This window comes from Oceanobacillus limi, assembly GCF_900111445.1.
In the GTDB taxonomy this organism is placed as follows: Bacteria; Bacillota; Bacilli; order Bacillales; family Amphibacillaceae; genus Ornithinibacillus; species Ornithinibacillus limi.
On sequence record NZ_FOHE01000005.1, the window covers coordinates 197,281 to 224,143 of the forward strand.

26 protein-coding genes and 1 tRNA gene are annotated in these 26,863 nt (G+C 37.4%); 20 read left to right on the forward strand and 7 right to left on the reverse strand.

Going from position 1 to position 26,863, the window contains the following annotated elements; genetic code table 11:
- Window positions 1-16 precede the first annotated feature (16 nt).
- The 5 genes from BMX40_RS07710 (at window position 17) to BMX40_RS07730 (ending at window position 3,805) form a co-directional block, all read left to right on the forward strand.
- Window positions 17-478: an 8-oxo-dGTP diphosphatase gene (locus tag BMX40_RS07710; protein WP_090868503.1), complete on the forward strand. Its 462-nt coding sequence runs from the start codon at window positions 17-19 to the stop codon at window positions 476-478.
- A gap of 27 nt (window positions 479-505) precedes the next feature.
- Entirely contained in the window at window positions 506-1,393 is an 888-nt protein-coding gene (gene rapZ / locus BMX40_RS07715; protein WP_090868505.1) for an RNase adapter RapZ, read from the forward strand.
- A 2-nt stretch (window positions 1,394-1,395) separates the two neighbouring features.
- Window positions 1,396-2,349 carry a gluconeogenesis factor YvcK family protein gene (locus tag BMX40_RS07720; protein WP_090868507.1) on the forward strand — a complete coding sequence of 318 codons (954 nt, stop codon included), beginning with the start codon at window positions 1,396-1,398 and terminating at the stop codon, window positions 2,347-2,349.
- A 30-nt stretch (window positions 2,350-2,379) separates the two neighbouring features.
- Window positions 2,380-3,330, forward strand: a complete 951-nt coding sequence (whiA, locus tag BMX40_RS07725) for a DNA-binding protein WhiA (RefSeq protein ID WP_090868509.1) — start codon at window positions 2,380-2,382, stop codon at window positions 3,328-3,330.
- Between the two features lie 220 nt (window positions 3,331-3,550).
- Window positions 3,551-3,805, forward strand: coding sequence for an HPr family phosphocarrier protein (locus tag BMX40_RS07730; RefSeq protein WP_090868511.1), 255 nt, complete (start codon window positions 3,551-3,553; stop codon window positions 3,803-3,805).
- Window positions 3,806-4,013: 208 nt separating this feature from the next.
- Here the strand turns inward: BMX40_RS07730 and BMX40_RS07735 are convergent.
- Window positions 4,014-4,089 (reverse strand) — tRNA-Arg (locus BMX40_RS07735).
- 248 nt (window positions 4,090-4,337) lie between these two features.
- Between BMX40_RS07735 and clpP the strand changes: the two genes are divergently transcribed.
- A complete protein-coding gene (gene clpP, locus BMX40_RS07740; protein ID WP_090868513.1) occupies window positions 4,338-4,928 on the forward strand; it encodes an ATP-dependent Clp endopeptidase proteolytic subunit ClpP in 591 nt (196 codons plus the stop codon).
- A gap of 234 nt (window positions 4,929-5,162) precedes the next feature.
- Here clpP and BMX40_RS07745 read toward each other — a convergent pair whose 3' ends face one another.
- Complete coding sequence (locus BMX40_RS07745) at window positions 5,163-5,387, reverse strand: hypothetical protein (protein WP_090868515.1); 225 nt, start codon at window positions 5,385-5,387, stop codon at window positions 5,163-5,165.
- Between the two features lie 138 nt (window positions 5,388-5,525).
- Between BMX40_RS07745 and rpoN the strand changes: the two genes are divergently transcribed.
- The 8 genes from rpoN (at window position 5,526) to eno (ending at window position 14,219) form a co-directional block, all read left to right on the forward strand.
- Window positions 5,526-6,818 (forward strand): RNA polymerase factor sigma-54, encoded by a 1,293-nt coding sequence (rpoN, locus tag BMX40_RS07750; protein ID WP_090868517.1) that lies wholly within the window; start codon window positions 5,526-5,528, stop codon window positions 6,816-6,818.
- A gap of 1 nt (window position 6,819) precedes the next feature.
- The gene (locus BMX40_RS07755) at window positions 6,820-7,062 is read left to right on the forward strand and encodes a glutaredoxin family protein (protein WP_090868519.1); all 243 of its coding nucleotides are present in this window, start codon (window positions 6,820-6,822) and stop codon (window positions 7,060-7,062) included.
- 163 nt (window positions 7,063-7,225) lie between these two features.
- A complete protein-coding gene (locus tag BMX40_RS07760; RefSeq protein ID WP_090868521.1) occupies window positions 7,226-8,254 on the forward strand; it encodes a sugar-binding transcriptional regulator in 1,029 nt (342 codons plus the stop codon).
- Between the two features lie 37 nt (window positions 8,255-8,291).
- Window positions 8,292-9,299, forward strand: a complete 1,008-nt coding sequence (gap, locus tag BMX40_RS07765) for a type I glyceraldehyde-3-phosphate dehydrogenase (protein WP_090868523.1) — start codon at window positions 8,292-8,294, stop codon at window positions 9,297-9,299.
- A 111-nt stretch (window positions 9,300-9,410) separates the two neighbouring features.
- Window positions 9,411-10,592 carry a phosphoglycerate kinase gene (locus BMX40_RS07770; RefSeq protein ID WP_090868525.1) on the forward strand — a complete coding sequence of 394 codons (1,182 nt, stop codon included), beginning with the start codon at window positions 9,411-9,413 and terminating at the stop codon, window positions 10,590-10,592.
- Window positions 10,593-10,608: 16 nt separating this feature from the next.
- A complete protein-coding gene (gene tpiA, locus BMX40_RS07775; protein WP_090868527.1) occupies window positions 10,609-11,367 on the forward strand; it encodes a triose-phosphate isomerase in 759 nt (252 codons plus the stop codon).
- Complete coding sequence (gpmI, locus tag BMX40_RS07780) at window positions 11,364-12,902, forward strand: 2,3-bisphosphoglycerate-independent phosphoglycerate mutase (RefSeq protein ID WP_090868529.1); 1,539 nt, start codon at window positions 11,364-11,366, stop codon at window positions 12,900-12,902. Before tpiA ends, gpmI begins: the two co-directional genes overlap by 4 nt.
- A 30-nt stretch (window positions 12,903-12,932) precedes the next feature.
- The gene (eno, locus tag BMX40_RS07785) at window positions 12,933-14,219 is read left to right on the forward strand and encodes a phosphopyruvate hydratase (protein ID WP_090868530.1); all 1,287 of its coding nucleotides are present in this window, start codon (window positions 12,933-12,935) and stop codon (window positions 14,217-14,219) included.
- A gap of 344 nt (window positions 14,220-14,563) precedes the next feature.
- On the opposite strand, the gene BMX40_RS07790 is transcribed toward eno, so the two are convergent.
- The 3 genes from BMX40_RS07790 to BMX40_RS07800 all read right to left on the reverse strand — a co-directional run bounded on the left by BMX40_RS07790 (window position 14,564) and on the right by BMX40_RS07800 (window position 16,925).
- Window positions 14,564-15,328, reverse strand: a complete 765-nt coding sequence (locus tag BMX40_RS07790) for a hypothetical protein (protein WP_090868532.1) — start codon at window positions 15,326-15,328, stop codon at window positions 14,564-14,566.
- 181 nt (window positions 15,329-15,509) lie between these two features.
- Window positions 15,510-15,782 carry a hypothetical protein gene (locus BMX40_RS07795; protein ID WP_090868534.1) on the reverse strand — a complete coding sequence of 91 codons (273 nt, stop codon included), beginning with the start codon at window positions 15,780-15,782 and terminating at the stop codon, window positions 15,510-15,512.
- 609 nt (window positions 15,783-16,391) lie between these two features.
- Entirely contained in the window at window positions 16,392-16,925 is a 534-nt protein-coding gene (locus BMX40_RS07800; RefSeq protein ID WP_090868536.1) for a hypothetical protein, read from the reverse strand.
- 393 nt (window positions 16,926-17,318) lie between these two features.
- On the opposite strand from BMX40_RS07800, the gene BMX40_RS07805 reads away from it, so the two are divergent.
- Both BMX40_RS07805 and BMX40_RS07810 read left to right on the forward strand, forming a co-directional pair.
- Complete coding sequence (locus BMX40_RS07805; protein ID WP_090868538.1) at window positions 17,319-18,284, forward strand: nucleoside hydrolase; 966 nt, start codon at window positions 17,319-17,321, stop codon at window positions 18,282-18,284.
- 187 nt (window positions 18,285-18,471) lie between these two features.
- A complete protein-coding gene (locus BMX40_RS07810; RefSeq protein ID WP_244513427.1) occupies window positions 18,472-19,059 on the forward strand; it encodes a nitroreductase family protein in 588 nt (195 codons plus the stop codon).
- Between the two features lie 209 nt (window positions 19,060-19,268).
- Here BMX40_RS07810 and ptsP read toward each other — a convergent pair whose 3' ends face one another.
- Together ptsP and BMX40_RS07820 are read right to left on the reverse strand one after the other, a co-directional pair.
- A complete protein-coding gene (gene ptsP / locus BMX40_RS07815; protein ID WP_090868540.1) occupies window positions 19,269-20,981 on the reverse strand; it encodes a phosphoenolpyruvate--protein phosphotransferase in 1,713 nt (570 codons plus the stop codon).
- Window positions 20,982-21,122: 141 nt separating this feature from the next.
- A complete protein-coding gene (locus BMX40_RS07820) occupies window positions 21,123-22,028 on the reverse strand; it encodes an alpha/beta hydrolase (protein WP_090868542.1) in 906 nt (301 codons plus the stop codon).
- A gap of 227 nt (window positions 22,029-22,255) precedes the next feature.
- Here BMX40_RS07820 and secG point away from each other — a divergent pair, with 227 nt between their 5' ends.
- From secG to zupT, 4 genes are all read left to right on the forward strand, one after another.
- Entirely contained in the window at window positions 22,256-22,489 is a 234-nt protein-coding gene (gene secG / locus BMX40_RS07825; RefSeq protein WP_090868544.1) for a preprotein translocase subunit SecG, read from the forward strand.
- Between the two features lie 110 nt (window positions 22,490-22,599).
- A complete protein-coding gene (locus BMX40_RS07830; protein ID WP_090868546.1) occupies window positions 22,600-23,346 on the forward strand; it encodes an alpha/beta hydrolase in 747 nt (248 codons plus the stop codon).
- Between the two features lie 63 nt (window positions 23,347-23,409).
- Entirely contained in the window at window positions 23,410-25,596 is a 2,187-nt protein-coding gene (gene rnr / locus BMX40_RS07835; protein ID WP_425287846.1) for a ribonuclease R, read from the forward strand.
- Window positions 25,597-25,887: 291 nt separating this feature from the next.
- Window positions 25,888-26,697: a zinc transporter ZupT gene (gene zupT / locus BMX40_RS07840; protein ID WP_090868550.1), complete on the forward strand. Its 810-nt coding sequence runs from the start codon at window positions 25,888-25,890 to the stop codon at window positions 26,695-26,697.
- The last annotated feature ends 166 nt before the right edge of the window (window positions 26,698-26,863 follow it).

Below are 26,863 nucleotides of genomic sequence, written 5' to 3' on the forward strand. Positions count from 1 at the left end.
GAAAGAAGTGTTTGTCATGCAACGAGTAACAAACTGCATTGTTATTGAAAATAATCATATATTATTATTAAAAAAACCTCGACGTGGATGGTACGCAATACCCGGTGGAAAAATGGAGCCAGGTGAAACGATTCAAGAGTCCGTTGTTCGAGAGTATTGGGAAGAAACGGCTTTAACACTTGAAAATCCAAAGTTGTCTGGTGTATTTACTTTTTCCATGTACGATAACGATCAATTAGAAACCGAATGGATGATGTTTACATTTAAAGCAACATCCTACCAAGGAGAGTTAACGGAACACTGTGACGAAGGAGAGCTGGAATGGGTACCAATTGATCATATTCATTCCCTGCCAATGGCAGAAGGTGACCATAAAATTTATGAGTATATTTTATCTGCTTCATCACCCGTTTCTGGAGCTTTTTCCTATACCAATGAATTTGAGCTAATTGATTGTCGTATGAACGATGAAGTGTAAATTTTTGAGAGAGAGGGGCGGGAGCAAATGACAGGAAAAGATCAAGAAACAAAACTAGTGATTATAACAGGAATGTCTGGTGCAGGTAAGACCGTCGCAATTCAAAGCTTTGAAGACCTAGGATATTACTGTGTAGATAATTTACCGCCAACGTTATTGCCAAAATTCTTGGAACTAATGCGTGATTCAACGAATAACATACACAAAGTTGCTTTAGTTATGGATTTACGTGGACGGGAATTTTTTGATTCCTTGTTTGAAGCCCTTGATATTCTCGGTGATGAAGGTTGGCTAGAAGAGCATATCTTATTTTTAGATGCGAAAGATGAGAAACTAGTTAGCCGGTACAAGGAGACGAGAAGATCTCATCCATTAGCTGTTGACGATCTACCTCTAAATGGAATAAAGCAAGAACGAAAGCTTTTAGATGAATTACGTGGAAGAGCGCAACGAATTATTGATACGACAAATCTTAAGCCCCGTGAATTACGAGAGAAAATTATTAATGCCTATACTGATGAAGATAAAGAAGAGATTTTCTCTGTTCATTTTGTTTCATTTGGATTTAAATACGGCCTGCCGATTGATGCGGATTTAGTATTCGATGTGCGGTTTTTACCAAATCCTCATTATGTAGCAAACCTACAACCACTAACTGGTTTGAATCCGGATGTATCTTCCTATGTTTTCAAATGGTCCGATACACAAAAATTCCAAGAAAAAGTAATGGATCTTATGCAATTTATGCTTCCACAATACAAAAAAGAGGGGAAATCTCAGCTTGTTGTTGCGATTGGATGTACCGGTGGGCAACATAGATCGGTTGCGCTAGCGGAATACTTTTCGAAAAATTTAGCGACCCATTATATTACACATGTTAGTCATCGCGATATTGATAAAAGAAAGGGTCATTAAATATGATGAATAATAGAGAACCGCGTATTGTAGTCATCGGTGGAGGAACCGGTATGCCCGTTTTATTGCGCGGTTTAAAAAATTTACCTATCGAGCTTACTGCATTAGTGACAGTAGCAGATGATGGGGGAAGCACCGGAAGAATTCGTAATGAGATGGCAATCCCTGCTCCAGGTGATATTCGTAATGTGATTGCTGCTCTTTCTGAAGTTGAACCGATGCTTATTCAATTGTTTCAGCACCGTTTTTCTATAGGGAATGACCTATCTGGACACTCGATGGGAAACCTATTACTAGCTGCAATGACCTCAATTACAGGAGACTTTTATACAGGAATTAAAGAAATTTCGCGGGTTCTAAATGTTAAAGGAGATATTATCCCAATATCCAATGAAAATATGACGCTCCATGCAGAAATGCAAGATGGAACGGTCGTAGCAGGTGAATCCAATATTCCGCTTGTAAATAAACGGATAAAACGAGTTTTTCTAAATCCTGAAGATGTTCAACCATTGCCAAATGCTGTGAAAGCAATTGAGGAAGCAGATTTGGTTGTCATATCTCCTGGGAGCTTATTTACTAGTATTATGCCAAACCTAATTATCCCACAAATTGATTCTGCAATTCGCCAAGCTAAGTCTAAGGTGGTTTACGTATGTAACGTTATGACTCAGTATGGAGAAACAACAGGTTTTTCAGCTGCAGATCATGTACAAGCGATTTTTGATCATGTTGGGGATGGTAGTGTTGGTTCTATCGTAGTGCATAATGAACCAATTGATCTCTCCATTCGAGAAGTTTATGCGGAAGAGAATGCGGAGCCAGTGGTTTATGATACGGAGAGGTTGTTATCCATGGGGTTAAAGATTATTGAGGGAGATATTATTGATCATAATAGATCCATGTTACGACATGATACCAATAAAATTGCGAAATTATTATATTCGTTAATTTAAACTATCCGGTTAGGTAAAGGGGGAGAGATCATGTCCTTTGCTTCAGAAATTAAAAAGGAATTGACTGCCATTGAAGTGGATTCCTGTTGTTCGCATGCAGAACTTGCTGCACTTATTCGCATGAATGGGACGATTTCATTAGGTTCACAGCAAAAGTACATACTTGATGTACAAACGGAAAATGCAGCGATTGCTAGGCGAATTTATATATTAGTAAAAGAAAATTATCCATATCCAGTAGAATTGTTAGTTCGTAAAAAAATGAAATTGAAGAAAAATAATGTATATATCGTACGGTTGAAGAATAATGTAGAAGAGATCCTTTCTGATTTAGATATTTTACAAGGGTCGTATACATTTGTTCGAACAATTTCGGAAAAGTATTTGAAAAAAGACTGCTGTAACCGATCGTATCTACGAGGAGCATTTTTAGCAGGTGGATCCATCAATAATCCGGAGACGTCTTCTTACCATTTGGAGATCTTTAATATTCATGAGGAGCATAATGATGCCCTTTGTGATTTATTAAATTCTTTTAACCTCCATGCTCGTAAATTGGAGCGGAAAAAAGGATTCATTGTTTATATGAAAGAAGCAGAAAAAATTACCGAGTTTTTAAGTATTATAGGCGCTAATAAAGCCTTGTTTAAGTTTGAAGATGTCCGTATTGTTCGAGATATGCGCAACTCGGTGAATCGTCTCGTTAATTGTGAAACGGCTAACCTGAATAAAACGATTGGAGCAGCATTTCGTCAAATCGAAAATATTCGTTTTATTGAAAGAACAGTTGGTCTAGAGGCATTACCAGAAAAGCTTCAAGAGATAGCTGCCTTACGCGTGAAACATGAGGATGTTTCATTAAAGGAATTAGGTGAGTTGGTTTCTAGTGGCAAGATATCAAAGTCAGGTGTAAATCATCGGCTTAAAAAAATTGATGAATTTGCTGAGAAAATTAAACAGGGTGAAGCAAATTTAAGCTAAGTGGAAAATTTTGTTTTCATGGATATTGAATCATGATATAATAACGATAATTTAGCAGATTGAATATTTATACATTTTACTTACGACCATAGTAGATTTTTAGAAAGTCATTGCATTTTTCTTAGATAAACTGCTATAAAGGCATTCGTCTATAAGCTTGGACGAATGTCTGTTTTTAAACAGCTTATGGGAACGCTTACTAAAAGAGGGGATGAGGAATTTGGTTGAGAGGAATGTGAAGGTTACGTTGAAAACAGGTTTACAGGCAAGACCAGCTGCGCAATTTGTTCAAGAGGCAAATCGGTATGCAGCGAATGTGTTTTTGGAAAAGGATGAACGGAAGGTAAATGCTAAAAGTATTATGGGGATAATGAGTTTAGCTATAGCAACTGGAGAGTCTATTACGTTAGTTGCGGACGGTTCCGATGAAGAAGAAGCACTTGATCAATTGGTATCATTCGTACAAGGGAATTAATTGAATATGATTTTGTGAAAGAAATAACAATAGGATCAAAATGTGTATGGACGGATGAAAGGATAAAAATTAACTCAAGCATGTGAAGTCTTAATGATTTTACATGTTTTTTGTTGGTGTTTTGTATATCTGAAATTTCCTATATTTCCTAAATAAAACAAAAGAATCAAGCGTCAAGTTAAGAACTGACGCTTGATTCTATTAGGTACGCGCCCAGAGGGATTCGAACCCCCGACAAACCTGGTACCGGAAACCAGTGCTCTATCCAGCTGAGCTATGGGCGCATGTTATGAATAAAATGGACACATACGCTATTATAACGTTTTCGAACTCTATAAACAAGTATTTTCTTATGACTAGGTTTATTTTCCAATTGGTACGGGTATGATGGGGAGTGTAATGCGAAATGGCGAGGCATTATACATATAGAAATTTGTCAAACGTTTTTGTTTGACCTTCATTGACCTTTTAGTTATGATAAAAATAGATCCAAAAATAAATGGATGAACGTATGATTAAGGAGGAAGTAATAATGAATTTAATACCTACAGTTATTGAACAGACAAACCGCGGAGAACGTGCCTATGATATTTACTCAAGATTATTAAAAGACCGAATTATTATGCTAGGAAGTGCAATAGATGATAATGTAGCAAACTCTATTGTTGCACAATTACTTTTCCTAGAAGCTGAAGATCCAGAGAAAGATATTTCACTATACATCAATTCACCGGGTGGATCCATCACAGCTGGAATGGCTATTTATGATACCATGCAGTTTATTAAAGCAGATGTATCTACAATCTGTACAGGTATGGCGGCATCTATGGGTGCATTCCTATTAGCAGCAGGTGAAAAAGGCAAACGTTTCGCACTACCAAATAGTGAAGTGATGATTCACCAACCATTAGGTGGTACTCAAGGTCAAGCTACAGATATTGAAATTCATGCGAAACGTATTGTTGAGATGAAGCGTAAAATGAACGAGATTCTTTCTCAACGTACAGGCCAACCTATTGAAGTAATCGAAGCTGATACAGAGCGTGATAATTTCATGACTGCAGATAAAGCTGTAGACTATGGCTTGATCGACCGTATTTTAGAACGTAAAGCTGATAAATAAATATTACTTGTTAGGCTAAAGATTCGTCGGTATATATACTATACCGACGAATTTTATTTTGCTCAATTATAAGTTTGTTAGTGGATGCTTAAACTACTTTTTTAGGTCTCATCTTTTCATTGAAGTATAAAGTTACTTTTCTCGTTAATATACCACTTTAACTCCTATTTTCATTGCTCTAAACCTTCTTATTTAATTGAGGCATTACATAGCTTATACCCGTAAATCGATCACTTATTCAGCCTGATAATCCTCATTAATTGAATACGATAAATAATCCCCTTCCTTATTCCATTCTACAAACACTTCCGCAGTTGAACCTCCGCTATTAGCTACGATAAAGCTAGGATTGCCATGCTCTCCAGCTTCTTTTAATTGCGTTTCAAATTCTTCACGTATATCTTCTCCTAACAACGTGTTTAGCATATTTATTACTTGTTCCTGATCTAGATTATCCATTTATTCGTCTCCTTCTTATTATATCGTTCTCTAATCATCTATTTTACTTCATCGTGTTAAGAACTATTCTCCTTGTATTTACGAAGAGTATCCTTTTTCGTATAATTAAACTAGGGACTTTTTACCTGAGGTGTTGAAATGAAGCAGAAAATTGTGCACGAACAATTATTACAGCAAAAAATGAATAAATCTCTTATTCAGGCTATTAATGTACTGCAATTTTCTAGCACAGAATTGCTGGAATATATTCAACAAGTTACAAAGGATAATCCATTAATAGAAGAAGTAAGCTATGATTATGAGTTAGCAGAGTATAGAAGCAATAATTCTGCCAGTACGCCTTTTGAGGACTTGAATGAGCGAACGTTATCCATGTCAGATCAATTAAAAGAACAATTATATACGATCAACATAAACCCAGAATATAAACCGATTGTTAACTTTGGGATCGATTCGCTTGATGACTCTGGGTATCTAGATATAACTTTAGATGAATGGGCAACTCAGTGTGAAACAAGCCTAGATAAGGTTGAACAAGCGCTAACGTATATTCAATCATTAGACCCTACAGGTATTGGTGCTCGCTCATTAAGGGAATGTATTATATTACAATTGAAACAGATGAATCTTTTTCAGTTTTATATGGAGGATTTATTAGATAATAAATTAGCATGGGTTGCAGAGGAAAATTTGGATGCGATCGCTAATGAGTATCAAATTACGAGAGCCGATGCTCGAAAAGCAATTCAAGCGATACAGGGCTGTCACCCCAAGCCAGGTACTCTGTTAGTGGAGAAAAAATCCGAATTTATCATACCAGAAGCGGTTGTTCGAAAGGAAGCCGGGGAATGGAGGATTTCTTTCTATTCATGGAGTAATCCAACCATAACAATGGATGAGACATATAAAGATGTGCATGACGTAGGTCAAGAAGCCGAATCGTATTTAAAAGAAAAGTATAATCAGGTGGATTGGTTGCAATATGTTTTAACCTATCGAAAAAATACATTGGAACGAGTCATATATAAAATAGTAGAAAAACAAGCAAGTTTTTTTGAGCATGGGTACTTTATGTTACAACCATTTACCCTACAAAAAATAGCAGATGAGCTCGGTGTCCATGTCTCTACTGTCAGTCGTGCAATACGAGGCAAATACGTTCAAACAAACTATGGCGTTCTACCGTTGAAATTCTTTTTACAACCAGGCATCAAACAACGCGATGGGAAGTTTGTTGCAGCATTCACGATAAAAAAAGTCATCACCGAGTTGGTTGAATTCGAAGACAAACATAATCCTTTATCAGATGAAGTAATCCGAATGAAGATAGATAATGAATTTGGGATTAAAATTGCTCGTAGAACTGTCATGAAATATCGGGAGCAATTAGGAATTCCATCATCGATGAAACGAAAAGTTGGAGGGAATTAAAATGTTAAAGGTAATTTTCTATACAAAAGAAATTTGTTCATTATGTGATGATGCCATGGCTTTATTGCATATGCTGCAGAATGATTATGAATTTGAAATTGAGGAGCGAGATATTTATACAAATGATAAGTGGTTGGAGGAATATCAACTTCTAATCCCTTATGTCCAAATTAAAGATATAGGTATTGATTGTGAGCATATGGATATGGAAGTATTGGAGCAAGCAATCAAGGAAAAATCGTAATATAAATTCGTTCTTTTTTATTGTTTATTTTTCACGTTATGCTATAATGAACGTGTAATAAAAAATTCGTCGATTTTTATTACGTATTTTTTTCTCATATGCGGGACATAATAACACCACACGGGACTATAAAAGACCAACTGGATGAAATGGAGTATCTTTCATGAGAAGCCTAATAGACTTACAAAAAAAACTATACCCAGATTTGTTGGATGTTATGCAACAACGTTATTCCGTTCTGCACAGCGTAGACCTCTTTCAACCGATCGGAAGAAGAGGACTTGCGGAACATACGAATTTAACGGAGCGAATTGTCCGTAGTGAGATTGACTTTTTACATAAGCAGGGACTCATCCATATCACTTCTAAAGGAATGCATAGTACAAAAGAGGGTAAAATACTCCTTGATCAATTAGCTAGTTTTATGAGTGAAGTGATGGGATTAAGTGTTTTAGAGAAACAAATTCGGGAAAAATTACATATAGACAATGTAATTATTGTTCCTGGAGATAGTGATCAACAGGATTGGGTCAAACAGGAAATGGGAAAGGCTTGTGTAGCATACCTAAAGAACGTTGTTCAATCTGATTTCACAATTGCTGTTACTGGTGGTACAACAATGGCTGCTGTAGCAGAAGTAATGAAGCCATTAGAAAAGGATGGCAGTTATCTATTTGTACCCGCCCGCGGTGGAATTGGGGAGAAAGTGGAAAATCAAGCCAACACGATTGTTTCCGAGATGGCACGTAAAACAAACGGAGAATACCGTTTATTATATGTACCAGATCCACTAAGTGAATCCACTTATCAAACGATCATAAATGAACCGTCCATCAATGAAATTTTGCAACAAATAAAGGGTGCAAATATCGTCATGCATGGAATTGGAGATGCATTAAAAATGGCGGAAAGAAGAAAAACGTCTGACAAAATTTTGAGTGAATTAACCTCACAAAATGCGGTTAGTGAAGCATTCGGTTATTATTTTGATGGAGATGGGAATATTGTTCATAAGGTGCGAACAGTTGGTATTCAATTAGAAGATTTGGTAAATATTAACCATGTAGTCACGATTGCTGGTGGGACATCCAAAGGACAGGCGATTGCTTCTTACTTTAAGCAAGGGAAAACAAATGTATTAGTCACAGATGAAGCAGCGGCAAAGCAGCTATTAAGGGAATATTCCCTTTAATATAGATATTTTCAATAAATTTTAGGAGGAATATAACATGGCAGTAAAAGTAGGTATTAATGGATTTGGCCGTATTGGACGTAATGTATTTCGTCAAGCGCTTAAAAATAATGAGGTAGAAGTTGTAGCTGTTAATGATTTAACAGATGCGAACATGCTAGCACACTTATTAAAATATGATTCCGTACATGGTGTATTGGAAGAAGAAGTAACTGTAAATGGTTCTAACCTAGTTGTTGGAGGAAAAGAAATTAAAGTAATGGCAGAGCGTGACCCAGCTAATCTTGGATGGGGCGATCTAGGAGTAGAAGTTGTAATCGAGTCTACTGGACGTTTTGTAGATCGTGATTCTTCTCAAAAACACATCGATGCTGGTGCGAAAAAAGTTATTATTTCAGCTCCTGCTAAGAACGAAGATATTACCGTTGTAATGGGTGTTAACCATGAGGATTACGATGCAAGCAAACACGATATCGTTTCAAATGCTTCTTGTACAACAAACTGCTTAGCACCATTTGCGAAAGTACTTAACGATAACTTTGGTATTAAGCGTGGGTTAATGACAACGATCCATGCATACACAAACGATCAGCAAATTCTTGATTTACCACATAAAGATTATCGTCGTGCTCGTGCAGCTGCAGAGAACATCATTCCGACAACTACTGGTGCTGCAAAAGCAGTTTCTCTTGTATTACCTGAACTTGAAGGTAAATTAAACGGAATGGCTGCTCGTGTACCAGTTCCAGACGGTTCACTAGTTGACTTAGTTGCAGAGCTTGATAAAGATGTATCTGTTGAAGAAGTAAACCAAGCATTCAAAACTGCTGCAGAAGGCGATTTAAAAGGTGTTCTTGAATACAGTGAAGCACCATTAGTATCTAGAGATATTGTTGGAAATCCACATTCTTCTATTTTAGATGGTCTTTCTACTATGCTTTTAGAAGGTAATATGGTTAAAGTTGTTTCTTGGTACGACAACGAAATGGGTTACTCCACTCGTTGTGTTGACCTAGCTGCATACATGGCAAAACAAGGACTATAAGTCGTAGTCAGTTGAAGGAGGAGGGGTATTCCTCCTCCTTCTCTTGTTTAATGAGAAAGTTTTTGGGAAGCCTAAATGACATATTTTACATATTATTTGGGAGGAATCAGGATGAATAAGAAAACATTGAAAGACCTGAATGTCAAAGGAAAGAAAGTTTTTTGCCGTGTTGATTTTAATGTTCCAATGAAAAATGGCGAAGTAACCGATGACACAAGAATTAAAGCTGCATTGCCTACCATTAACTATTTGACAGAGCAAGGTGCAATCGTTATTTTAGCAAGTCATTTAGGACGTCCGAAAGGTGAAGTAGTGGAAGAACTACGTCTAGATCCAGTTGCGAAACGTTTAAGTGATTTAATTGGTAAGGATGTTGTAAAAACGGACGTAGTTTATGGAAGTGAAGTGAACGAAGCAGTATCTCAGCTTTCGGATGGAGACATTCTTCTTATCGAAAATGTACGTTTTGAAGCAGGAGAAACAAAAAATGATCCAGAATTAGCTCAAGCATTCGCAGATATGGCAGACTTCTATGTAAATGATGCCTTTGGTGCAGCACACCGTGCACATGCTTCAACAACTGGTGTTGCGGAGAAATTACCAGCAGCTGCGGGATATTTAATGGAGAAAGAGATTGCCGTATTAGGCAAAGCACTTGAAAACCCTGACCGCCCGTTTACTGCGATTATTGGTGGAGCAAAGGTAAAGGATAAAATTAATGTCATCGATAACCTATTAGATAAAGTTGATAACTTAATCGTTGGTGGTGGATTGGCATATACTTTTGTTAAGTCACAAGGTCATGAAATTGGAAAATCCTTGTTAGAAGAAGATAAAATAGATTTAGCCAAAGACTTCATGAAAAAGGCTGAAGAAAAAGGTGTTCATTTCGTATTACCTGTAGATGTTGTCGTTGCAGATGATTTCTCAGAAGATGCTAATACAAAGGTAGTTGATATTGATCAAATCCCTGCTGATTGGGAAGCATTGGATATTGGACCGAAGACCCGTGAAAAATATGGCCAAATCGTTGCAGATTCTAAATTAGTCATTTGGAATGGACCAATGGGAGTGTTTGAACTTAATGCTTTCGCAGGTGGAACGAGAGAGGTTGCAGAAGCATTAGCAAATACTGAAGGCTATACGGTAATTGGTGGAGGAGATTCTGCAGCAGCTGTTGAGAAGTTTGGCTTTGCTGAAGATATGGATCATGTTTCAACAGGCGGTGGAGCATCGCTAGAATTCATGGAAGGGAAAGCTCTTCCTGGTGTAGAAGCTTTAAACGATAAATAAAATTTGAGGTGAAACGATGCGAAAAAAAGTAATTGCAGGAAATTGGAAGATGAATAAAGTACTTACTGAAGCGAATCAGTTTGTAGATGATGTTGTAAACAAAGTTCCTGCTAATGACAATGTCGAAGCAATTGTTTGTGCGCCATTTCCATTTCTAACGTCACTTGTTGAAAAAACAAAGGGTACAAACCTGAAAGTAAGTGCCCAAAACATGCATTTTGAAGATAATGGTGCATTTACTGGAGAGGTAAGCCCGGTTATGCTTAAGGACTTAGGGGTAACCCATGTCGTTTTAGGTCATTCCGAGCGCCGTGAGTATTTTGCAGAAACGGATGAAACCGTCAATAAAAAAACAAAAGCAGCTTTTAACCATGGACTAACTCCGATCGTTTGTGTAGGTGAGACACTTGAACAGCGTGAAGCAAACGAAACAAAAGGTTTAGTTGAAATGCAGGTAAAAAAAGCATTAGATGGTCTTTCAGATGAACAAATCACAAAAACCATTATTGCTTATGAACCAGTATGGGCGATTGGAACTGGAAAAACTGCATCAAGTGAAGATGCGAATGAAGTGTGTGCCCATATTCGTAACGTAGTTAAAGATGTTGCATCTGATGCTGTAGCTGAAAAAGTAGTCATTCAATATGGTGGTAGTGTAAAACCTGCGAATGTGGATGAGTTATTATCACAATCCGATATTGATGGTGCGTTAGTTGGAGGAGCAAGTCTAGAAGCAGATTCCTTTATACAGCTTGTGGAGGCAGGAGCAAAATGAGTAACAATAAATTAGCTGCATTAATCATTCTTGATGGTTTTGCAATTCGTGATGAAACGATTGGGAATGCTGTAAAACAAGCAAAAAAGCCGAATTTTGATCGGTATTGGGAAAAATTCGCAACCAATCAATTACGTGCAAGTGGAAATGCTGTTGGACTTCCTGAAGGACAAATGGGGAATTCTGAAGTAGGACACTTAAATATTGGTGCAGGTCGAATTGTATACCAAAGTTTAACACGTGTTAATTTATCGATTGAAGAAGGGAAATTCTTTGAAAAAGAAGCCTTTCTAAAATCCATCAATAAAGCTAAAGAAAAAGGAAAAGCATTACACATATTTGGATTACTATCGGATGGCGGCGTTCATAGCCATATTAATCATCTGTTTGCTTTACTAAAGCTCGCAAAAGAACAAAACTTAGAGGAAGTTTATGTGCATGCTTTCTTAGATGGTAGAGACGTTGGTCCTAAAACAGCGAAGACTTATATTGAACAAACAGAAGAAAAGATGAAAGAACTTGGTGTAGGAAAGATAGCCACAGTTTCTGGACGGTATTATTCCATGGACCGTGACAAACGTTGGGATCGTGTGAAGAAATCCTACGACGCCATGGTTTATGGAGAAGGCCCAGCTTATCTTAGTGCAATGGAAGTTGTTGATGAATCCTATGAAAATGAAATCTATGATGAGTTCGTTATTCCATCTGTTGTTACGGATGAGAATGGGAATCCTGTAGGAAAAGTGGAAGATGAGGATTCGGTAATCTTTTATAACTTCCGTCCTGACCGAGCGATTCAAATTTCTCGTACGTTTGCAAATGAAGATTTTCGTGACTTTGATCGTGGTCAAAATCCACCAAAGAACCTAGACTTTGTTATGCTTACTAATTTTAGTGAGTCAGTTGATGGATATGTTGCGTATGAGCCAGTAAATCTGGATAACACTATTGGAGAAGTTCTTTCACAGAACAATTTAAAACAACTTCGAATTGCTGAGACTGAAAAATATCCACATGTTACATTCTTTATGAGTGGTGGTCGTGAAGCGGAGTTTCCTGGTGAAAAACGTGTGCTAATTGATTCACCAAAAGTTGCAACGTATGATTTAAAACCAGAAATGAGTGCGTATGAAGTTACAGATGCTTTACTTCAAGAACTTGATTCTGGAGAACATAATGCCATTATCTTAAATTTTGCAAACCCGGATATGGTTGGACATTCTGGAATGTTACAGCCAACAATTGATGCAATTGAAGCTGTTGATGAATGTCTTGGAAAAGTAGTAGATAAGATTTTAGAATTGGGCGGAAATGCAATCATTACTGCTGACCATGGAAATTCCGATGAGGTTATAACAACGGACGGAAATCCAATGACAGCACACACCACAAACCCAGTTCCAGTCATCGTCACGAAAGAGGATACAGAATTGAGAGATGGCGGTATTTTAGCGGATCTATCACCGACACTATTGGATCTACTAGGTGTCGAACAACCGGAAGAGATGACAGGAAAATCATTACTTAAAAAATAAATTTAATTATAATTAAAGGAGAGAATTTACATGCCATATATTACAGATGTTTATGCTCGTGAAGTATTAGATTCCCGTGGGAACCCAACTGTTGAGGTTGAAGTATTTACAGAGTCAGGTGCATTTGGTTCTGCGCTAGTTCCAAGTGGTGCATCAACTGGTGAATATGAAGCGGTTGAGTTACGTGACGGAGACAAAGGCCGTTACTTAGGTAAAGGGGTAGAAAAAGCAGTTAACAATGTAAATGAAGTTATTGCTCCAGAACTAATTGGTATCGATGTTACACGTCAAAATATCATTGATGCATTAATGATTGACCTAGACGGTACAGATAATAAAGGGAAATTAGGTGCAAATGCAATTCTTGGTGTATCAATGGCGGTTGCTCATGCAGCATCTAGCTTCCTAGAACTTCCTTTATATAATTATTTAGGTGGATTCAATGCAAAAACGCTACCAACTCCAATGATGAACATTCTAAACGGTGGAGAGCATGCGGATAATAATGTAGATATTCAAGAATTCATGATCATGCCTGTAGCAGCTCCTACGTTCAAAGAAGCTCTACGTACAGGTGCAGAGATTTTCCACTCACTGAAGAGCGTATTGAAGTCTAAAGGATACAATACTGGTGTTGGTGATGAAGGAGGATTTGCACCAAACCTAGGATCTAACGAAGAAGCACTACAAACCATCGTGGAGGCTATTGAAGCAGCAGGATATAAGCCAGGCGAAGAAATTAAATTAGCAATGGATGTTGCAGCTTCTGAAATTTATGAAGATGGCAAGTACAACCTAAAAGGTGAAGGTGTTGTACGCACATCCGAAGAAATGGTTAACTGGTATGAAGAAATGATTAATAAATATCCAATCATTTCTATTGAGGATGGGCTTGATGAAAATGACTGGGAAGGCTTCAAACTATTAACAGAACGTATCGGTGATCGTGTACAGCTTGTTGGGGACGATTTATTCGTAACAAACACAGCAAAACTTTCTCAAGGTATTGATCAAGGTGTAGGTAACTCAATCTTAATTAAAGTAAACCAAATTGGTACCCTTACCGAAACATTTGAAGCTATTGAAATGGCAAAACGTGCTGGTTATACAGCAGTAATTTCTCACCGTTCTGGTGAAACAGAGGATGCAACCATCGCTGATATCGCTGTTGCAACAAATGCTGGACAAATTAAAACAGGTGCACCATCACGTACGGACCGTGTAGCTAAATACAATCAATTATTACGTATTGAAGATGAATTAGCTGGCATGGGTGTGTATGGTGGTTTAGAATCATTCTATAACTTGAAAAAATAATGATTGATGTAGAAGAGCTTGGAAAAATGACTTTCCAAGCTCTTTTCGATTATTAGGTAAGAAAGTATAACAATTTGGCTATGTTAAGCTTACTTACAGCAACAGCTACGTCTAGCTTCGACGGACAGGACGTCCTAGTGTCGATGACGCCACAGGACGTGGCGTTTTCATCGACCAGCGCCCAGAGACTAGCGAAGGAACTTCAACGAGTAAACTTCACCGCCTTTGTGCCGAGGTAACGCAGGCACAAGACTTCCCTCGCCTTCGTACGATAAGTCAACATCGGCTTCCTTCGGTCGCCGTGTTTCCTTTATCTCCTACGGCTCAGTCCAGTCCGTACGTCTCTAAACAGGGCGCTTGCGCTTTTGTTCTTTGTCTGCGTCGGGATCAATTCTTGTGTTTCTGTCTACTTCAATGCATTCGAGATTAGGCTTCGATAAAAGTTGATTGACCATTTCTTTCGTGCCTCCGAACAAGGAAAAATCAAGATCATAATCTGTATGGATGCACCAACTTCTATCTTTGGGCCACCAGTAGGTTGGTGAACCTAACTCAAGTTTGTCTTTCCCTTTTTCATACAGCGAGAAAACGTCTTCTAGGTTCCCATAATATAAGTGATTGTCCGTAACATCATCTTCGAAAGGAAGGACGTGAATAAGTTTTAAGAAATCATAATGGAAATAACATGGAAGTTCTCTCGTAAAAGTCGTAAGAACGGGAAGCAGTTCATGTAGCGTTTCTCGGTCGATTGTTCCTTCATCGGGCAGAATTAAATATCGTGGATATCCACCTAGTTGGTGACTAATCGTTGAACTGTTTATCTCTTTTGTACATGGAATATTGTACTTTTTAGCAATTTCTTTAAACGTTACGCTCTCACTATTGGCCAGATCTACTAATTCATCTGGATCACAATCCCTCCACAGCAACGTTTCATCTTTAACTGTTAAGTCACGATAAAAAGGGTGCATTATTTTACAATAATGTGTAAATCGGTTAGGGAGCAAATTTAATACCCTACACCCATAGCTATCCCATTCTTTAAAGTTAACCCTTTTCGTTTCCTCATGGATCCAGTCGAATGCATTGTGATTTTCTAGTAGCTTCAAGTCTTCACTCCCCTAAAAATTTGGTAGTTTCTTTTATGTAACATAAAGTTTTTTATCAGAATTTATCCCTCTTTGGGGAGGGAACGTTTCAATGATGGCCAACAGTTTTTATTGTAGAAGTAATCATAATTTCAAAAAGAAAGTTCTTATAACTCCCTTTTTGAATGGTCCCAACAATTAATTACTCTGAGGTAAGTGTAAATGTCTCAGAATTTCCGTTCCATTCTATTTCAACATCAATTTCATCATTTTCTTCTGTCACAGAACAACCGGAGCAACCAGTACTACGCGTAATAGATGTTGGAGAATTATCATCACCTAAAGGACGACCTTCGCCTGAATAGGCTCCTACTTTATAATTAATGGTATTCGGCACTTGTTCTTCACCTGTGTATTTAATACTTAGCTCGCCTTCCTCACTGGTACTACTATTTATATAGACAATGTATTCCACCTTCCAATTGTCTTATTCCCCATAAAAAGAAATTCTCTTTTGATCTGAACAAGAAAGTAAAATTACAGAGAGAACGATGCATAAAAATATCCCTTTTTTTATATTCAGTGTATCCACCCTCCAAATCAAATTATATATCCATTCTAACATAGAAAAATCGTGACTTTAGTACCGTTTTATCTCGCGTATAACTGGCAGTAATACGTTAACTGATTGTAGATTCCCTTATTTTTCTATCTAAATGTATACTTCATAATATGTGGATTTTTCGTAAGTATTAGTAATGAGTAATAGTCTTGATTTTAGCAATTAAGGTGTGTTAACTAAAAAGAAGGGTAGAAATGAAAAATTAAAAGAAAGGAGAACTATATATGATCGGTGTATAGAGAAAAGAGAATCCACTCCGAAAAACGAAGTAAATTCTCTTTTCGTTAGTTACTGAAAACATAATTAGAAGCATATTTTCGCGTTCGCATACACCTTACGTGTATCACTCACATACTCTGGAACTATCTGGTTGAATTATCCTCTCCTGTAAAACCTGTTTAGAAAGTTACTTCCAAAGACGAATTTCGTTTAGGCTCTAATATTACTTTCCCTATTTTTATTCTATTCTTCAGCTGCTTCTTGAGATTTAAAATAAGATATATTTGCGGTCACGGTATTTTCTTCACCATCCGTCGTAATTGTTAAATTGATAGATTCCTGTCCTTTTTGCATATTCAATGAATGAAAGCCATCGGTAGTCATTTCGTAACTATTTTCATACCCATTATCGTCCATAAACGTTTTGTACATATTCCATACCTCTTCCACTCGAGCAGATTCCGTTATATAAGATACATTAATTCCTTCCTCCCCATTTTCTGATACCTTCATCGTACTTACAATTTGATAGTCGCTTGGGAATGGAATATTTTCAGGAAAATCCTCGGGTAACTCTGTAGAAGAACTTAGTGTAAAACGATCTCCAGCTTCATCTTCTGCCTCAATACTTATCCCTTCTTCCTCATCCCCACCAATTGTAATACTTTCTCCATTCTCTCCAACGGGAATTGTAATCCCATCGTTTCCAAAGCAACCACTTAATACTAGGATGAACATTACGAATCCCATAAACGTAAATACACTGTTTTTTGTCATTAACTTATCCTCCAAACCTTTTTTCTAACGCCTGTTATTATATTTGTTGGACAAGGAAGGTGACTAGTATACTCGGGTATACTTATTAGGGCATAATGCCACTTTCTATTTAATCCCGGATGTCACGGGCAGTAATACCCCATTTCGATACTATTGGGGGAAGATAAAGAGAATAAGTTGGGAAGGATCGGTCATCCCCCTGTTGTACAACTGCCTGTAAATGTTCGATTCTGTTCAACTAACATTCATTGGTGGAAGAAAGCCCCCCCACTGAATGAAGTTTTACTTTATATATTGATTGCAGGAATGAAGAGGTTGCATGCATATTAAAATTCATAGGACGAAGACTGGAACTAATAAAATAAAGCAATAGATAATATTGGAGGTAATCTGATGGCACAAAAGGTTTTAATTTTTGCCGATGTTGGAATAGATGATACGATCGCTTTATTGTATGGATATTTAAATAACTCAATTGATATTGTTGGTATTGTTGCAGATTATGGAAATATTTCACGAGAGAATGCACTGGCAAATATTGAATATGTCCGTAGCTTATTTGATTCGGAAAAGGTGAAAGATACCAAAGTTATTGCAGGAGCAGAAATACCAATGACTTCGGAAATTCCTGAATTTGTTCCAGAAATACATGGAGAATATGGGCTTGGTCCTATTACACCGGATACTGCAGGAATTGATCTTACGTTTGAAAACTTTTTTGAAATTGTCAGCCTTATCGAAGCATATAGTGATGAGCTAATCATAGTGAATATTGGGCGCTTAACCTCTCTTGCTACAATGTTTTTGCTATATCGAGAGACGATGCAAAATATCAAAGCCTATTACATTATGGGGGGAGCTTTTTGGGTGCCAGGCAATGTTACCGCAGTTTCCGAGGCAAATTTTCATGGAGATCCCGTAGCGGCTCAATTAGTTATGACCTACGCTGAAAATGTAACAATTATTCCTTTGAATGTGACAGAGTATGCGATTGCTACACCACAAATGGTCGATTATATAGATCATGTAGGACAAATCGATCTTGTAAAGCCATTATTAGATTACTATTATAATTATTACAAGCAGAGAAATCCACAAATACAAGGTAGTCCATTACATGACGTCCTTACATTAATGGCTGTCAACAGACCGGATATGTTTGGTTTTCAAGACCTACCGATTACGATTGTGCAAGCAACAGAAGGTACAGAACGGGGGCAAAGCATTGCGGATATCAGACCGTTCGGAGATTTGGAAGAGGAAACGGAAAAAGAAATAAAACGACATCGGATTGCATTTAACTTTGATTATCAGAAGTTTTACCAAGACTTCATGGCAACGATGACCCAAATGGTATGATATGGTTTTTCTTTTCCAAACAATGTTTAGGAACGTATAATAGTATAGTGTAATTACTTAAGTTCCTTTTAAGTTAACTAACATTCATAGAGGCGAAGAAAAGAAATGCCCACTGAATGGAGTGTCACTTTATCAGATCCCTGCAATTTCAGAGGATTGATTACGACCAATAGATAAAAAGAGAGAGGTGAATGAAATTTCTATTTTACATACAATTAAAGAACGACGGTCAGTGCACGCGTTTGAGCAAAAGGAAGTAGATTTAGAAACGTTGAATGAAATTTTCACTTATGGTACCTATGCGCCATCACATTACATGAAGGAACCATGGAATATAAAATTATACCAGGAAAATGGAAAAGTTAACTTTGTAAATTCTATCATTGAAAGTTATCAGCGGATAGGAATGCTGAATAAGAATGAGGATCCTAAAACAATAAAAATGATCAATTCAATGAAGGAATTTCTCTTAGCGATACCTCACCATGCCCTGATCTACTTTCCGAAAGAGCAAGATTTAGTTCGTTATGAAGAAGAGTATGCTGCAGTGTGCGCATTTATCCAAAACTCGCAATTAGCTGCATGGGAGCAAGGAGTAGGGATGCTTTGGACAATAACACCATATATGCATGATCCAGAATTTAGTCGGGCAATAGGGCTAGACCCAGAAAAGGATAAAATAGCAGCAGTTTTGCAAATTGGTTATCCAAAATCTATTCCACGAAATAAAGGCAGAACACCAATTGAGGAAAAGCTTGAAGTAATTCGTACATAAGTTATGAAGAAGCTAGATTAGATTAGGGGGAGAAAGGAAGTAGTGAAATAATTGCACAAGTCCCGAATTAGTGTGGTCCTGAATTAATAATGTAAATCCCGAAAGCCAGATTTCCCGTAATGCCCGACCACCCTAATCACACACACAAGCCCGTTCAATCCCCAAACGAAAAAACACGTTAGGCCAAATACCTAACGTGTTTACAATATCTATTCGGTTTTTTCTTTAATAAACGCGACAACTTCATCTGCTGTTGCCATGGATAATAGCTTATCTTTATAGGAAGCCAATTCTTTTTTAGAAAGTCCCTTAATTTGTGTACGTGCTGGTAGGATGGATGTTGCGCTCATGCTAAACTCATCTAATCCAAGTCCCAGTAGAATTGGGATGGCAATGGAATCACCAGCCATTTCTCCGCACATTCCAGCCCACTTGCCTTCACTGTGAGCAGCTTCAATTACATTATTTACTAAATTCAGAATAGCTGGATGGTATGGTTGATATAAGTAAGAAACTTGTTCATTCATACGGTCAGCAGCCATTGTATATTGAATTAAATCATTTGTACCGATACTGAAGAAGTCAACTTCTTTAGCAAATTGTTTTGCGATGACGGCCGTTGATGGAATTTCAACCATAATCCCTACTTCAATGGAATCCGATACATTAATTCCTTCGTTTGTTAGATTTTCTTTTTCATCAAGTAAGATGGCTTTTGCTTGTCGGAATTCTTCAACTGTAGCGATCATTGGGAACATGATCTTTAAGTTACCGTACACACTTGCTCGTAATAATGCACGTAATTGCGGACGGAATACATGTTCATTTTCCAAACAGAAACGAATCGCACGGAAGCCTAAAAATGGATTCAGTTCTTCTGGTAGATCTAAGTATGGTAATTCTTTATCTCCACCGATATCTAATGTGCGTACGACAACTGGTTTGTCTTCCATTTGTTCTAGAACCGATTTATATGCTTCATATTGCTCCTCTTCGGTTGGAAGTTCATTTTTACCCATGTACAAGAATTCGGTACGATATAGGCCAACACCTTCACCACCATTATTAATCACACCTGCTACATCATCCGGTGTACCGATGTTAGCAACTAATTCAACCTGTTCTCCCTCTGAAGTGAACGTAGGTTCATCTTTTAGTTCAGCCCAAATTTCTTTTTGTTTGGCGAATTCTTCTTGTTTTTTGCGATAGGTTGCTACTTCATCTTCACTTGGATTAACAACCACATTACCATCGATTCCATCGACAATAACGAGATCTCCTTGTGAAATGGTTTTGGTTACTTCTTTTGTACCAACAATCGCAGGGATTTCTAGAGAACGTGCCATGATTGCTGAGTGTGAAGTACGTCCACCAATATCTGTAGCAAAACCTTTTACAAATTGACGGTTTAATTGTGCTGTGTCGGAAGGGGTTAAATCATTTGCGATGACAACAACCTCTTCATCGATTAATGCTGGGTTAGGAAAACTTACTCCTAACAAATGAGCCATGACGCGTTTCGTTACGTCTTTAATATCAGCAGCACGTTCACGCATGTACTCATTGTCCATGCCTTCAAACATGCTAATAAACATATTAGCTGTTTCTTCTAAAGCAACCTCTGCCATGGTATTTTCGTTAGTAATTTTGTCTTTAATGGGGTTAATTAACTCTGGGTCACCTAATACAAGCAAGTGAGCTGAGAAAATCTCCGCATGCTCATCACCAATTTCCTTTTGTGTATGAGCTTTAATTTTTTCTAATTCTTGTTTGGAAATTGCTAGTGCACTTTCTAAGCGTTCAATCTCTTGCTCGGGACTTTCAATTGCTTTTTTCTCATATGATAAATCTGGTGTTACAAGCTGGTAGGCTTTTGCGATTGCAATACCAGATGATGCTGCAATTCCTTGGATATTCGTCATCTTTCGACCAACCCTTCTATCAAAGTTCAAATTTCGACCTATTTTTTATTTTAAACCGTTTGTTTCTGTTGATTCAAGTAATAGATGAGGTGTTAATCGAAGTGGCAAATATGTAAACGTTTGAATGTGAACATTTTGTGACTAATGGCCTATCCACTCCAAAATTGTATCATAAACTTCTTTACGATTTACTTCGTTCAATACCTCATGTCGTGCCCCATCAAACAACATGGTGGTAACATTTGTTAAACCAGCATCTGTTAATAAATGAGCTACCTTCCATACTCCTTTTCCGTAATTACCTACAGGGTCTGCATCTCCACTAATAATGAATACAGGTAGGTCGGCGCGAATCGTTTTGTTGTTCTTTTGGTTATGGATCGTATCAAGCCCAGTCATTAAATCATAAAAAAATCGACCAGTTGGAATGAAGCCGTTATATTCATCCTGCATGTATTCCTTCACTTTATCTTGATCTCGGGTTAGCCAATCAAAATTTGTTTTAGGATTGTTTATTTTTCGATTAAAGCCACCAAAGGCAAGTTTATTCATGAAGGGTGATTTCTCTTTAGGAGCTAATTTCAGGGCTATATTTTTTCCGGCTAGTGTGCTTGCTTTATTGTAATACCCTGTTCCAGATAAGATTAATCCGTCAAGTTTATCACTGTATTGTTGAATATACATGCGAGCCAAAAACGATCCCATACTATGACCGAATAAATAGAGTGGTGTAGAAGGATATTCTTGTTTGATATGATTTGTTATTTCAACGAGGTCATTCATCGTCTTTGAAAAACCATCTTCCTCAGCAAAAAAACCCATTATCCCCTGTTTATTGCCTGTTTTTCCATGTCCCCGGTGATCGTTCCCATAAACAAATATCCCTTGCTCTTGTAAAAAATTTGCGAATTCATCGTACCGTTCAATATGTTCGACCATTCCATGAGCGAGCTGAACAATGGCTTTGGGAGAATTTTTAGCATCATACCATTTTTGAACATATACTTCTGTTTCGTCTGACATCGTTAACCAAAAATTAGCTTTCATTTATTTTTACCCCCGATCAACAAGATTATCATATCGTATATTTGAATTTATCTATGGAAAGATTGAATTATAGTTTCTATTATAAATAAGTTCCGACAACTTGGACAGTAAATACATTGTATTGATAGAATGCTTTCTTATTTTCAAAAAATTAGCTTGATATTTTATCTCTATCTATGCTAAAGTTAGTAGTAGCTATTTGTCTGCGCAGGAGGTGTCATGGTAACATGGCTGGTTTAGTAAATGTATTATTAGTGATTGATGCAATTATTATGATTGTTTTAGTATTATTGCAAAGTGGAGCAAGTGCAGGTCTATCTGGAGCAATTTCTGGTGGAGCTGAACAATTATTCGGGAAGCAAAAAGCTCGAGGCATTGATCTCGTATTACATCGCGGAACAATAATTACCGGTGTGCTATTTTTTGTGCTAGCATTTTTAAGTGCATACGTTTTACAATAGGATTCAAACCCTTACCATCAGGTGGTAAGGGTTTTTTACTGTTAAAAACTACTAGTATATTGTATAAAAGGAAGAGTAGATACTAGGGGAAAATGAAGGAGATTTATGTTATGAAAATTAAACAACCAAAACCGTTTACTTTTGAAGCTGGTCCAAGAGCGGTGTTGTTATTACATGGTTTTACGGGACATTCTGCAGATGTGCGTATGTTGGGAAGGTTCTTAGAGAAAAAAGGGTATACTAGTCATGCGCCAATTTATCGTGGACATGGCCAACCGCCAGAAGAATTGATTAAGTCTAACCCTGACCAATGGTGGGAAGATGTACAACAAGCCTTTCAACACTTAAAAGACCTTGGTTACGAAGAAATTGCAGTTGCTGGATTATCTTTAGGTGGGGTATTGGGTTTAAAACTGGCATATTCGGAAAATATAAAAGCAATTATTACGATGTGTTCTCCGATGTTTTTTGATAATGAAACACAATTAACGATTGGTTTCAAAGCTTTTTCAAAAGAATATAAGCAACTGGAAGGAAAAGATGAAACGACAATCAATCAAGAATTAGAAACGCTTATGGATCATTCCAAACCAATGTTTACGGAACTTGGGAACTTTATAACGAATGTAAAACGTAATGTTGACACAATCTATACACCGACAATGGTTGTACAAGCTCGCCAAGACAAAATGATTAACACAGAGAGCGCTACATATATTTATGAAAATGTCGAGGCGGACGAAAAAGAAATAAAATGGTATGAAGAATCTGGACATGTGATCACCTTGGATAAAGAAAAGGACAAACTCCATGAGGATATGTATGCTTTCCTAGAGTCGTTGGATTGGAAAGAATGATTATCTTAGCAAAAAATGTTAACAATATATAGTAGAAGAAAGAAGGTGTAAACGATGAATGAAATGATGACCAAAATTAAAGATTATTTTAAAGAGAATGGAACAAAGCCATTAGCAGTTCATGAGTTAGAGGAAGAACTAGAAATTGAAGATGCAGTTGATTTTAAAGAATTGGTGAAAGCATTAAATGAACTGGAACACCAAGGGGAATTAGTACGGACTCGTAAAAATCGTTTTGGCCTTCCAGAAAAGATGAATCTAGTACGTGGAAAGATTCAGATGCATGCCAAAGGATTTGCCTTTTTGATACCTGATGATGAAAATCAAACCGATGTGTATATTCATCCAAATGACTTAGCATCTGCGATGAATAATGATCTTGTTCTCGTCCGAATTGAAAAGGGCGATGGATCTGGAAGCCGGCCAGAGGGTACCGTTATTCGCATTTTAGAACGTGCAGTAACAGAAGTAGTTGGTACGTATGAGGATAATAAAGCTTTTGGATTTGTAATTGCGGATGATAAACGAATTCCGAATGATATATTTATCCCCAAAAATCAAAACAATGGTGCAGTAAGTGGCCATAAAGTGTTAGCGAGAATTACCAAATATCCGGAAGGACGCATGAGTGCAGAAGGAGAAGTTACAGAAATCCTTGGCCATAAAAATGATCCTGGAATTGATATACTTTCCATCATTTATAAACATGGTATCAAGATTGATTTTCCTGACGAAGTGTTGGATCAAGCGGCACAAACTCCAGAAACCATTCGTGAAGATGAAATATCCAACCGCAGAGATCTACGAGATGAAACGATCGTGACGATTGATGGTGCAGATGCGAAAGACTTGGATGATGCCGTAACGGTGAAAAAATTAGAGAATGGAAATTATAAATTAGGTGTCTATATTGCCGATGTAAGTTATTACGTGAAGGAAGGCTCTCCGATCGATAAGGAAGCATTTGAACGCGGAACAAGTGTTTATTTAGTGGACCGTGTTATTCCGATGATTCCGCATCGATTATCCAACGGAATTTGTTCTTTAAATCCACAAGTAGATCGGTTAACACTAGGATGTGAAATGGAAATAGATACCTCAGGAAAAGTTGTTAATCACGAAATTTTTCAAAGTGTAATTAAAACAACGGAGCGTATGACGTATAAGGACGTTAACCGAATATTAGTGGATAAAGACGAAGAAGTACGTGCACGATATGAAGCACTCGTTCCAATGTTTGAGGATATGGAAAAACTAGCAGAGATCCTGCGTAATAAACGGTTCGGACGTGGAGCGATCGACTTTGACTTTAAGGAAGCACAAGTACTTGTTGATGATGAGGGGAAAGCGGAGGATGTTGTGATCCGAGAACGTTCTGTAGCTGAACGCTTAATTGAAGAGTTTATGCTTGCTGCAAACGAGACGGTAGCCGAACATTTCCATTGGATGGATGTACCATTTATCCATCGTATCCATGAGGATCCAGACGATGGAAAACTTCAGCATTTCTTTGAGTTCTTAGGTGGGCTAGGTTATCGTGTGAAAGGAACGGCAAATGAAATTCATCCACAGGCATTACAAAAAGTGCTAGAAGAAGCTGCCGGGAAACCAGAAGAGATGATTATATCTAAGCTAATGCTTCGTTCGATGAAACAAGCCAAATATGATCCACAAGGTATCGGGCATTTTGGTTTAGCAACAGAGTTTTACACACATTTCACATCTCCAATACGTCGTTATCCAGATTTAATCGTACACCGGTTGATCCGTACGTATTTAATCGAAAAAACGATGGATAAGAAGACGATTGGAAGCTGGAAGGATAAATTGCCTGAAATTGCACGCCATACTTCAGGACGTGAACGTACTGCTGTGGACGCGGAACGAGATACAGATGACTTGAAAAAAGCGGAATACATGGCTGAACGCATCGGTGAGGAATATACGGGTGTCATCAGTTCTGTAACAAGCTTTGGACTTTTTGTAGAATTAGAAAATACGATTGAGGGTCTTGTCCATGTCAGCTATCTAACGGATGATTACTATCATTTTGATGAACAGCATTATGCAATGATTGGAGAGCGGACAGGAAAGGTTTACAAGATTGGCCAAGAGGTTAAGGTAAAGGTTACAGCAGTAAATATGGATGAACACGCCATCGATTTTGAGATGGTTAGTGGTGGAGTCCCCAGTGAGAGAAAAGGGAAGAAGAAACCAGGTAAAAAAATAAAAGCAAAGAAGAAAAGATAGGCGCACGTCATCTAGATCTTGCATAGACTAATTCTGTGTTTTTTAAAGCAGAATTAGTCTTTTTTTATGGCTTGTTTGAGAGTATGGCACAGAGAAGAAGTAGTAACCAATCAGGTCAAAATGAAAAAACAACAAGATTACCATTAGTAAATCGGAAAGAACCAATAAATTAATTATTTTCTAATTATTTTTGTTGCATTTTTTAGATGAATAGAATAAAATGGATCTAACTTAAAAAGTTTCCTTAGGTAAAAACTAATTAACATGTACAACAAAAAGGAGTATCGTAAAATGTCACATGAAATACTATTAGCGTTTCTGTTTACGTTATTTGCTGGTTTAGCTACTGGTATTGGAAGTTTGTTGGCATTTTTTGCTAAAACAACAAATACACGATTCCTATCTTTTGCATTAGGCTTTTCCGCAGGAGTTATGATTTACGTTTCCATGGTTGAAATATTCTTTAAAGCACAAGAATCTCTAGTGAGTGAATTAGGAGAGCCAGGCGGAAATTGGCTAACCGTTGGATCTTTTTTTGCTGGGATGCTATTAATTGCGTTAATAGATCGCTTTGTACCGAAAAGCTCCAATCCTCACGAACCTAAAAAAGTAGAAGATATGAAGAAAAATGGGACATTAGCAAATGATCCAGATTTATTAAAAATGGGTGTATTTACAGCACTAGCAATTGGGATTCATAACTTTCCAGAAGGGATTGCAACCTTTGTATCTACCATCCAGGACCCAACAGTTGGTTTTGCCATTGCTATCGCTATTGCAATTCATAATATCCCAGAAGGAATAGCTGTTTCTGTTCCAGTTTATTATGCAACTGGAAGTAAAAAGAAAGCCTTTAAGCTCTCCTTCTTGTCTGGATTGGCTGAGCCAATCGGAGCAATTGTGGCATTTTTAATTCTCATGCCATTCTTATCAGAAATCATGTTTGGTGTAATTTTCGCAGCTGTAGCTGGAATCATGGTGTTTATTTCACTAGACGAATTGCTACCTGCAGCCAAAAAATACGATGAAGCCCATCTATCCATTTACGGCCTAATCAGTGGTATGGCTGTGATGGCAATAAGTTTATTGATGTTAATGTAATAGAGAGAGCGGATAGATCTGTGGTCTACTTTATGTGGACCGCAGTTTTTTTAAGGGTTGGGTGGTCCGAGAGAATCAACGTTCAATCGGAGAAATCAACCATTAATTTAGCCAGAATCAACGTTCAGTCCGAGAAATCAACAATTCGTTAGGCAGAATCAACGTT

What these genes read in the sequence shown, in the direction of transcription:
- rpoN (WP_090868517.1), top strand. Translation starts at nt 5,526, where the DNA reads ATGAAGCAGAAAATTGTGCACGAACAATTATTACAGCAAAAAATGAAT.
- rnr (WP_425287846.1), top strand. Translation starts at nt 23,410, where the DNA reads ATGATGACCAAAATTAAAGATTATTTTAAAGAGAATGGAACAAAGCCA.
- BMX40_RS07830 (WP_090868546.1), top strand. Translation starts at nt 22,600, where the DNA reads ATGAAAATTAAACAACCAAAACCGTTTACTTTTGAAGCTGGTCCAAGA.
- eno (WP_090868530.1), top strand. Translation starts at nt 12,933, where the DNA reads ATGCCATATATTACAGATGTTTATGCTCGTGAAGTATTAGATTCCCGT.
- BMX40_RS07710 (WP_090868503.1), top strand. Translation starts at nt 17, where the DNA reads ATGCAACGAGTAACAAACTGCATTGTTATTGAAAATAATCATATATTA.
- BMX40_RS07720 (WP_090868507.1), top strand. Translation starts at nt 1,396, where the DNA reads ATGATGAATAATAGAGAACCGCGTATTGTAGTCATCGGTGGAGGAACC.
- gap (WP_090868523.1), top strand. Translation starts at nt 8,292, where the DNA reads ATGGCAGTAAAAGTAGGTATTAATGGATTTGGCCGTATTGGACGTAAT.
- tpiA (WP_090868527.1), top strand. Translation starts at nt 10,609, where the DNA reads ATGCGAAAAAAAGTAATTGCAGGAAATTGGAAGATGAATAAAGTACTT.
- clpP (WP_090868513.1), top strand. Translation starts at nt 4,338, where the DNA reads ATGAATTTAATACCTACAGTTATTGAACAGACAAACCGCGGAGAACGT.
- BMX40_RS07770 (WP_090868525.1), top strand. Translation starts at nt 9,411, where the DNA reads ATGAATAAGAAAACATTGAAAGACCTGAATGTCAAAGGAAAGAAAGTT.
- BMX40_RS07800 (WP_090868536.1), bottom strand. Translation starts at nt 16,925, where the DNA reads ATGACAAAAAACAGTGTATTTACGTTTATGGGATTCGTAATGTTCATC.
- BMX40_RS07805 (WP_090868538.1), top strand. Translation starts at nt 17,319, where the DNA reads ATGGCACAAAAGGTTTTAATTTTTGCCGATGTTGGAATAGATGATACG.
- BMX40_RS07820 (WP_090868542.1), bottom strand. Translation starts at nt 22,028, where the DNA reads ATGAAAGCTAATTTTTGGTTAACGATGTCAGACGAAACAGAAGTATAT.
- secG (WP_090868544.1), top strand. Translation starts at nt 22,256, where the DNA reads ATGGCTGGTTTAGTAAATGTATTATTAGTGATTGATGCAATTATTATG.
- BMX40_RS07745 (WP_090868515.1), bottom strand. Translation starts at nt 5,387, where the DNA reads ATGGATAATCTAGATCAGGAACAAGTAATAAATATGCTAAACACGTTG.
- gpmI (WP_090868529.1), top strand. Translation starts at nt 11,364, where the DNA reads ATGAGTAACAATAAATTAGCTGCATTAATCATTCTTGATGGTTTTGCA.
- BMX40_RS07760 (WP_090868521.1), top strand. Translation starts at nt 7,226, where the DNA reads ATGAGAAGCCTAATAGACTTACAAAAAAAACTATACCCAGATTTGTTG.
- rapZ (WP_090868505.1), top strand. Translation starts at nt 506, where the DNA reads ATGACAGGAAAAGATCAAGAAACAAAACTAGTGATTATAACAGGAATG.
- BMX40_RS07755 (WP_090868519.1), top strand. Translation starts at nt 6,820, where the DNA reads ATGTTAAAGGTAATTTTCTATACAAAAGAAATTTGTTCATTATGTGAT.
- whiA (WP_090868509.1), top strand. Translation starts at nt 2,380, where the DNA reads ATGTCCTTTGCTTCAGAAATTAAAAAGGAATTGACTGCCATTGAAGTG.
- ptsP (WP_090868540.1), bottom strand. Translation starts at nt 20,981, where the DNA reads ATGACGAATATCCAAGGAATTGCAGCATCATCTGGTATTGCAATCGCA.
- zupT (WP_090868550.1), top strand. Translation starts at nt 25,888, where the DNA reads ATGTCACATGAAATACTATTAGCGTTTCTGTTTACGTTATTTGCTGGT.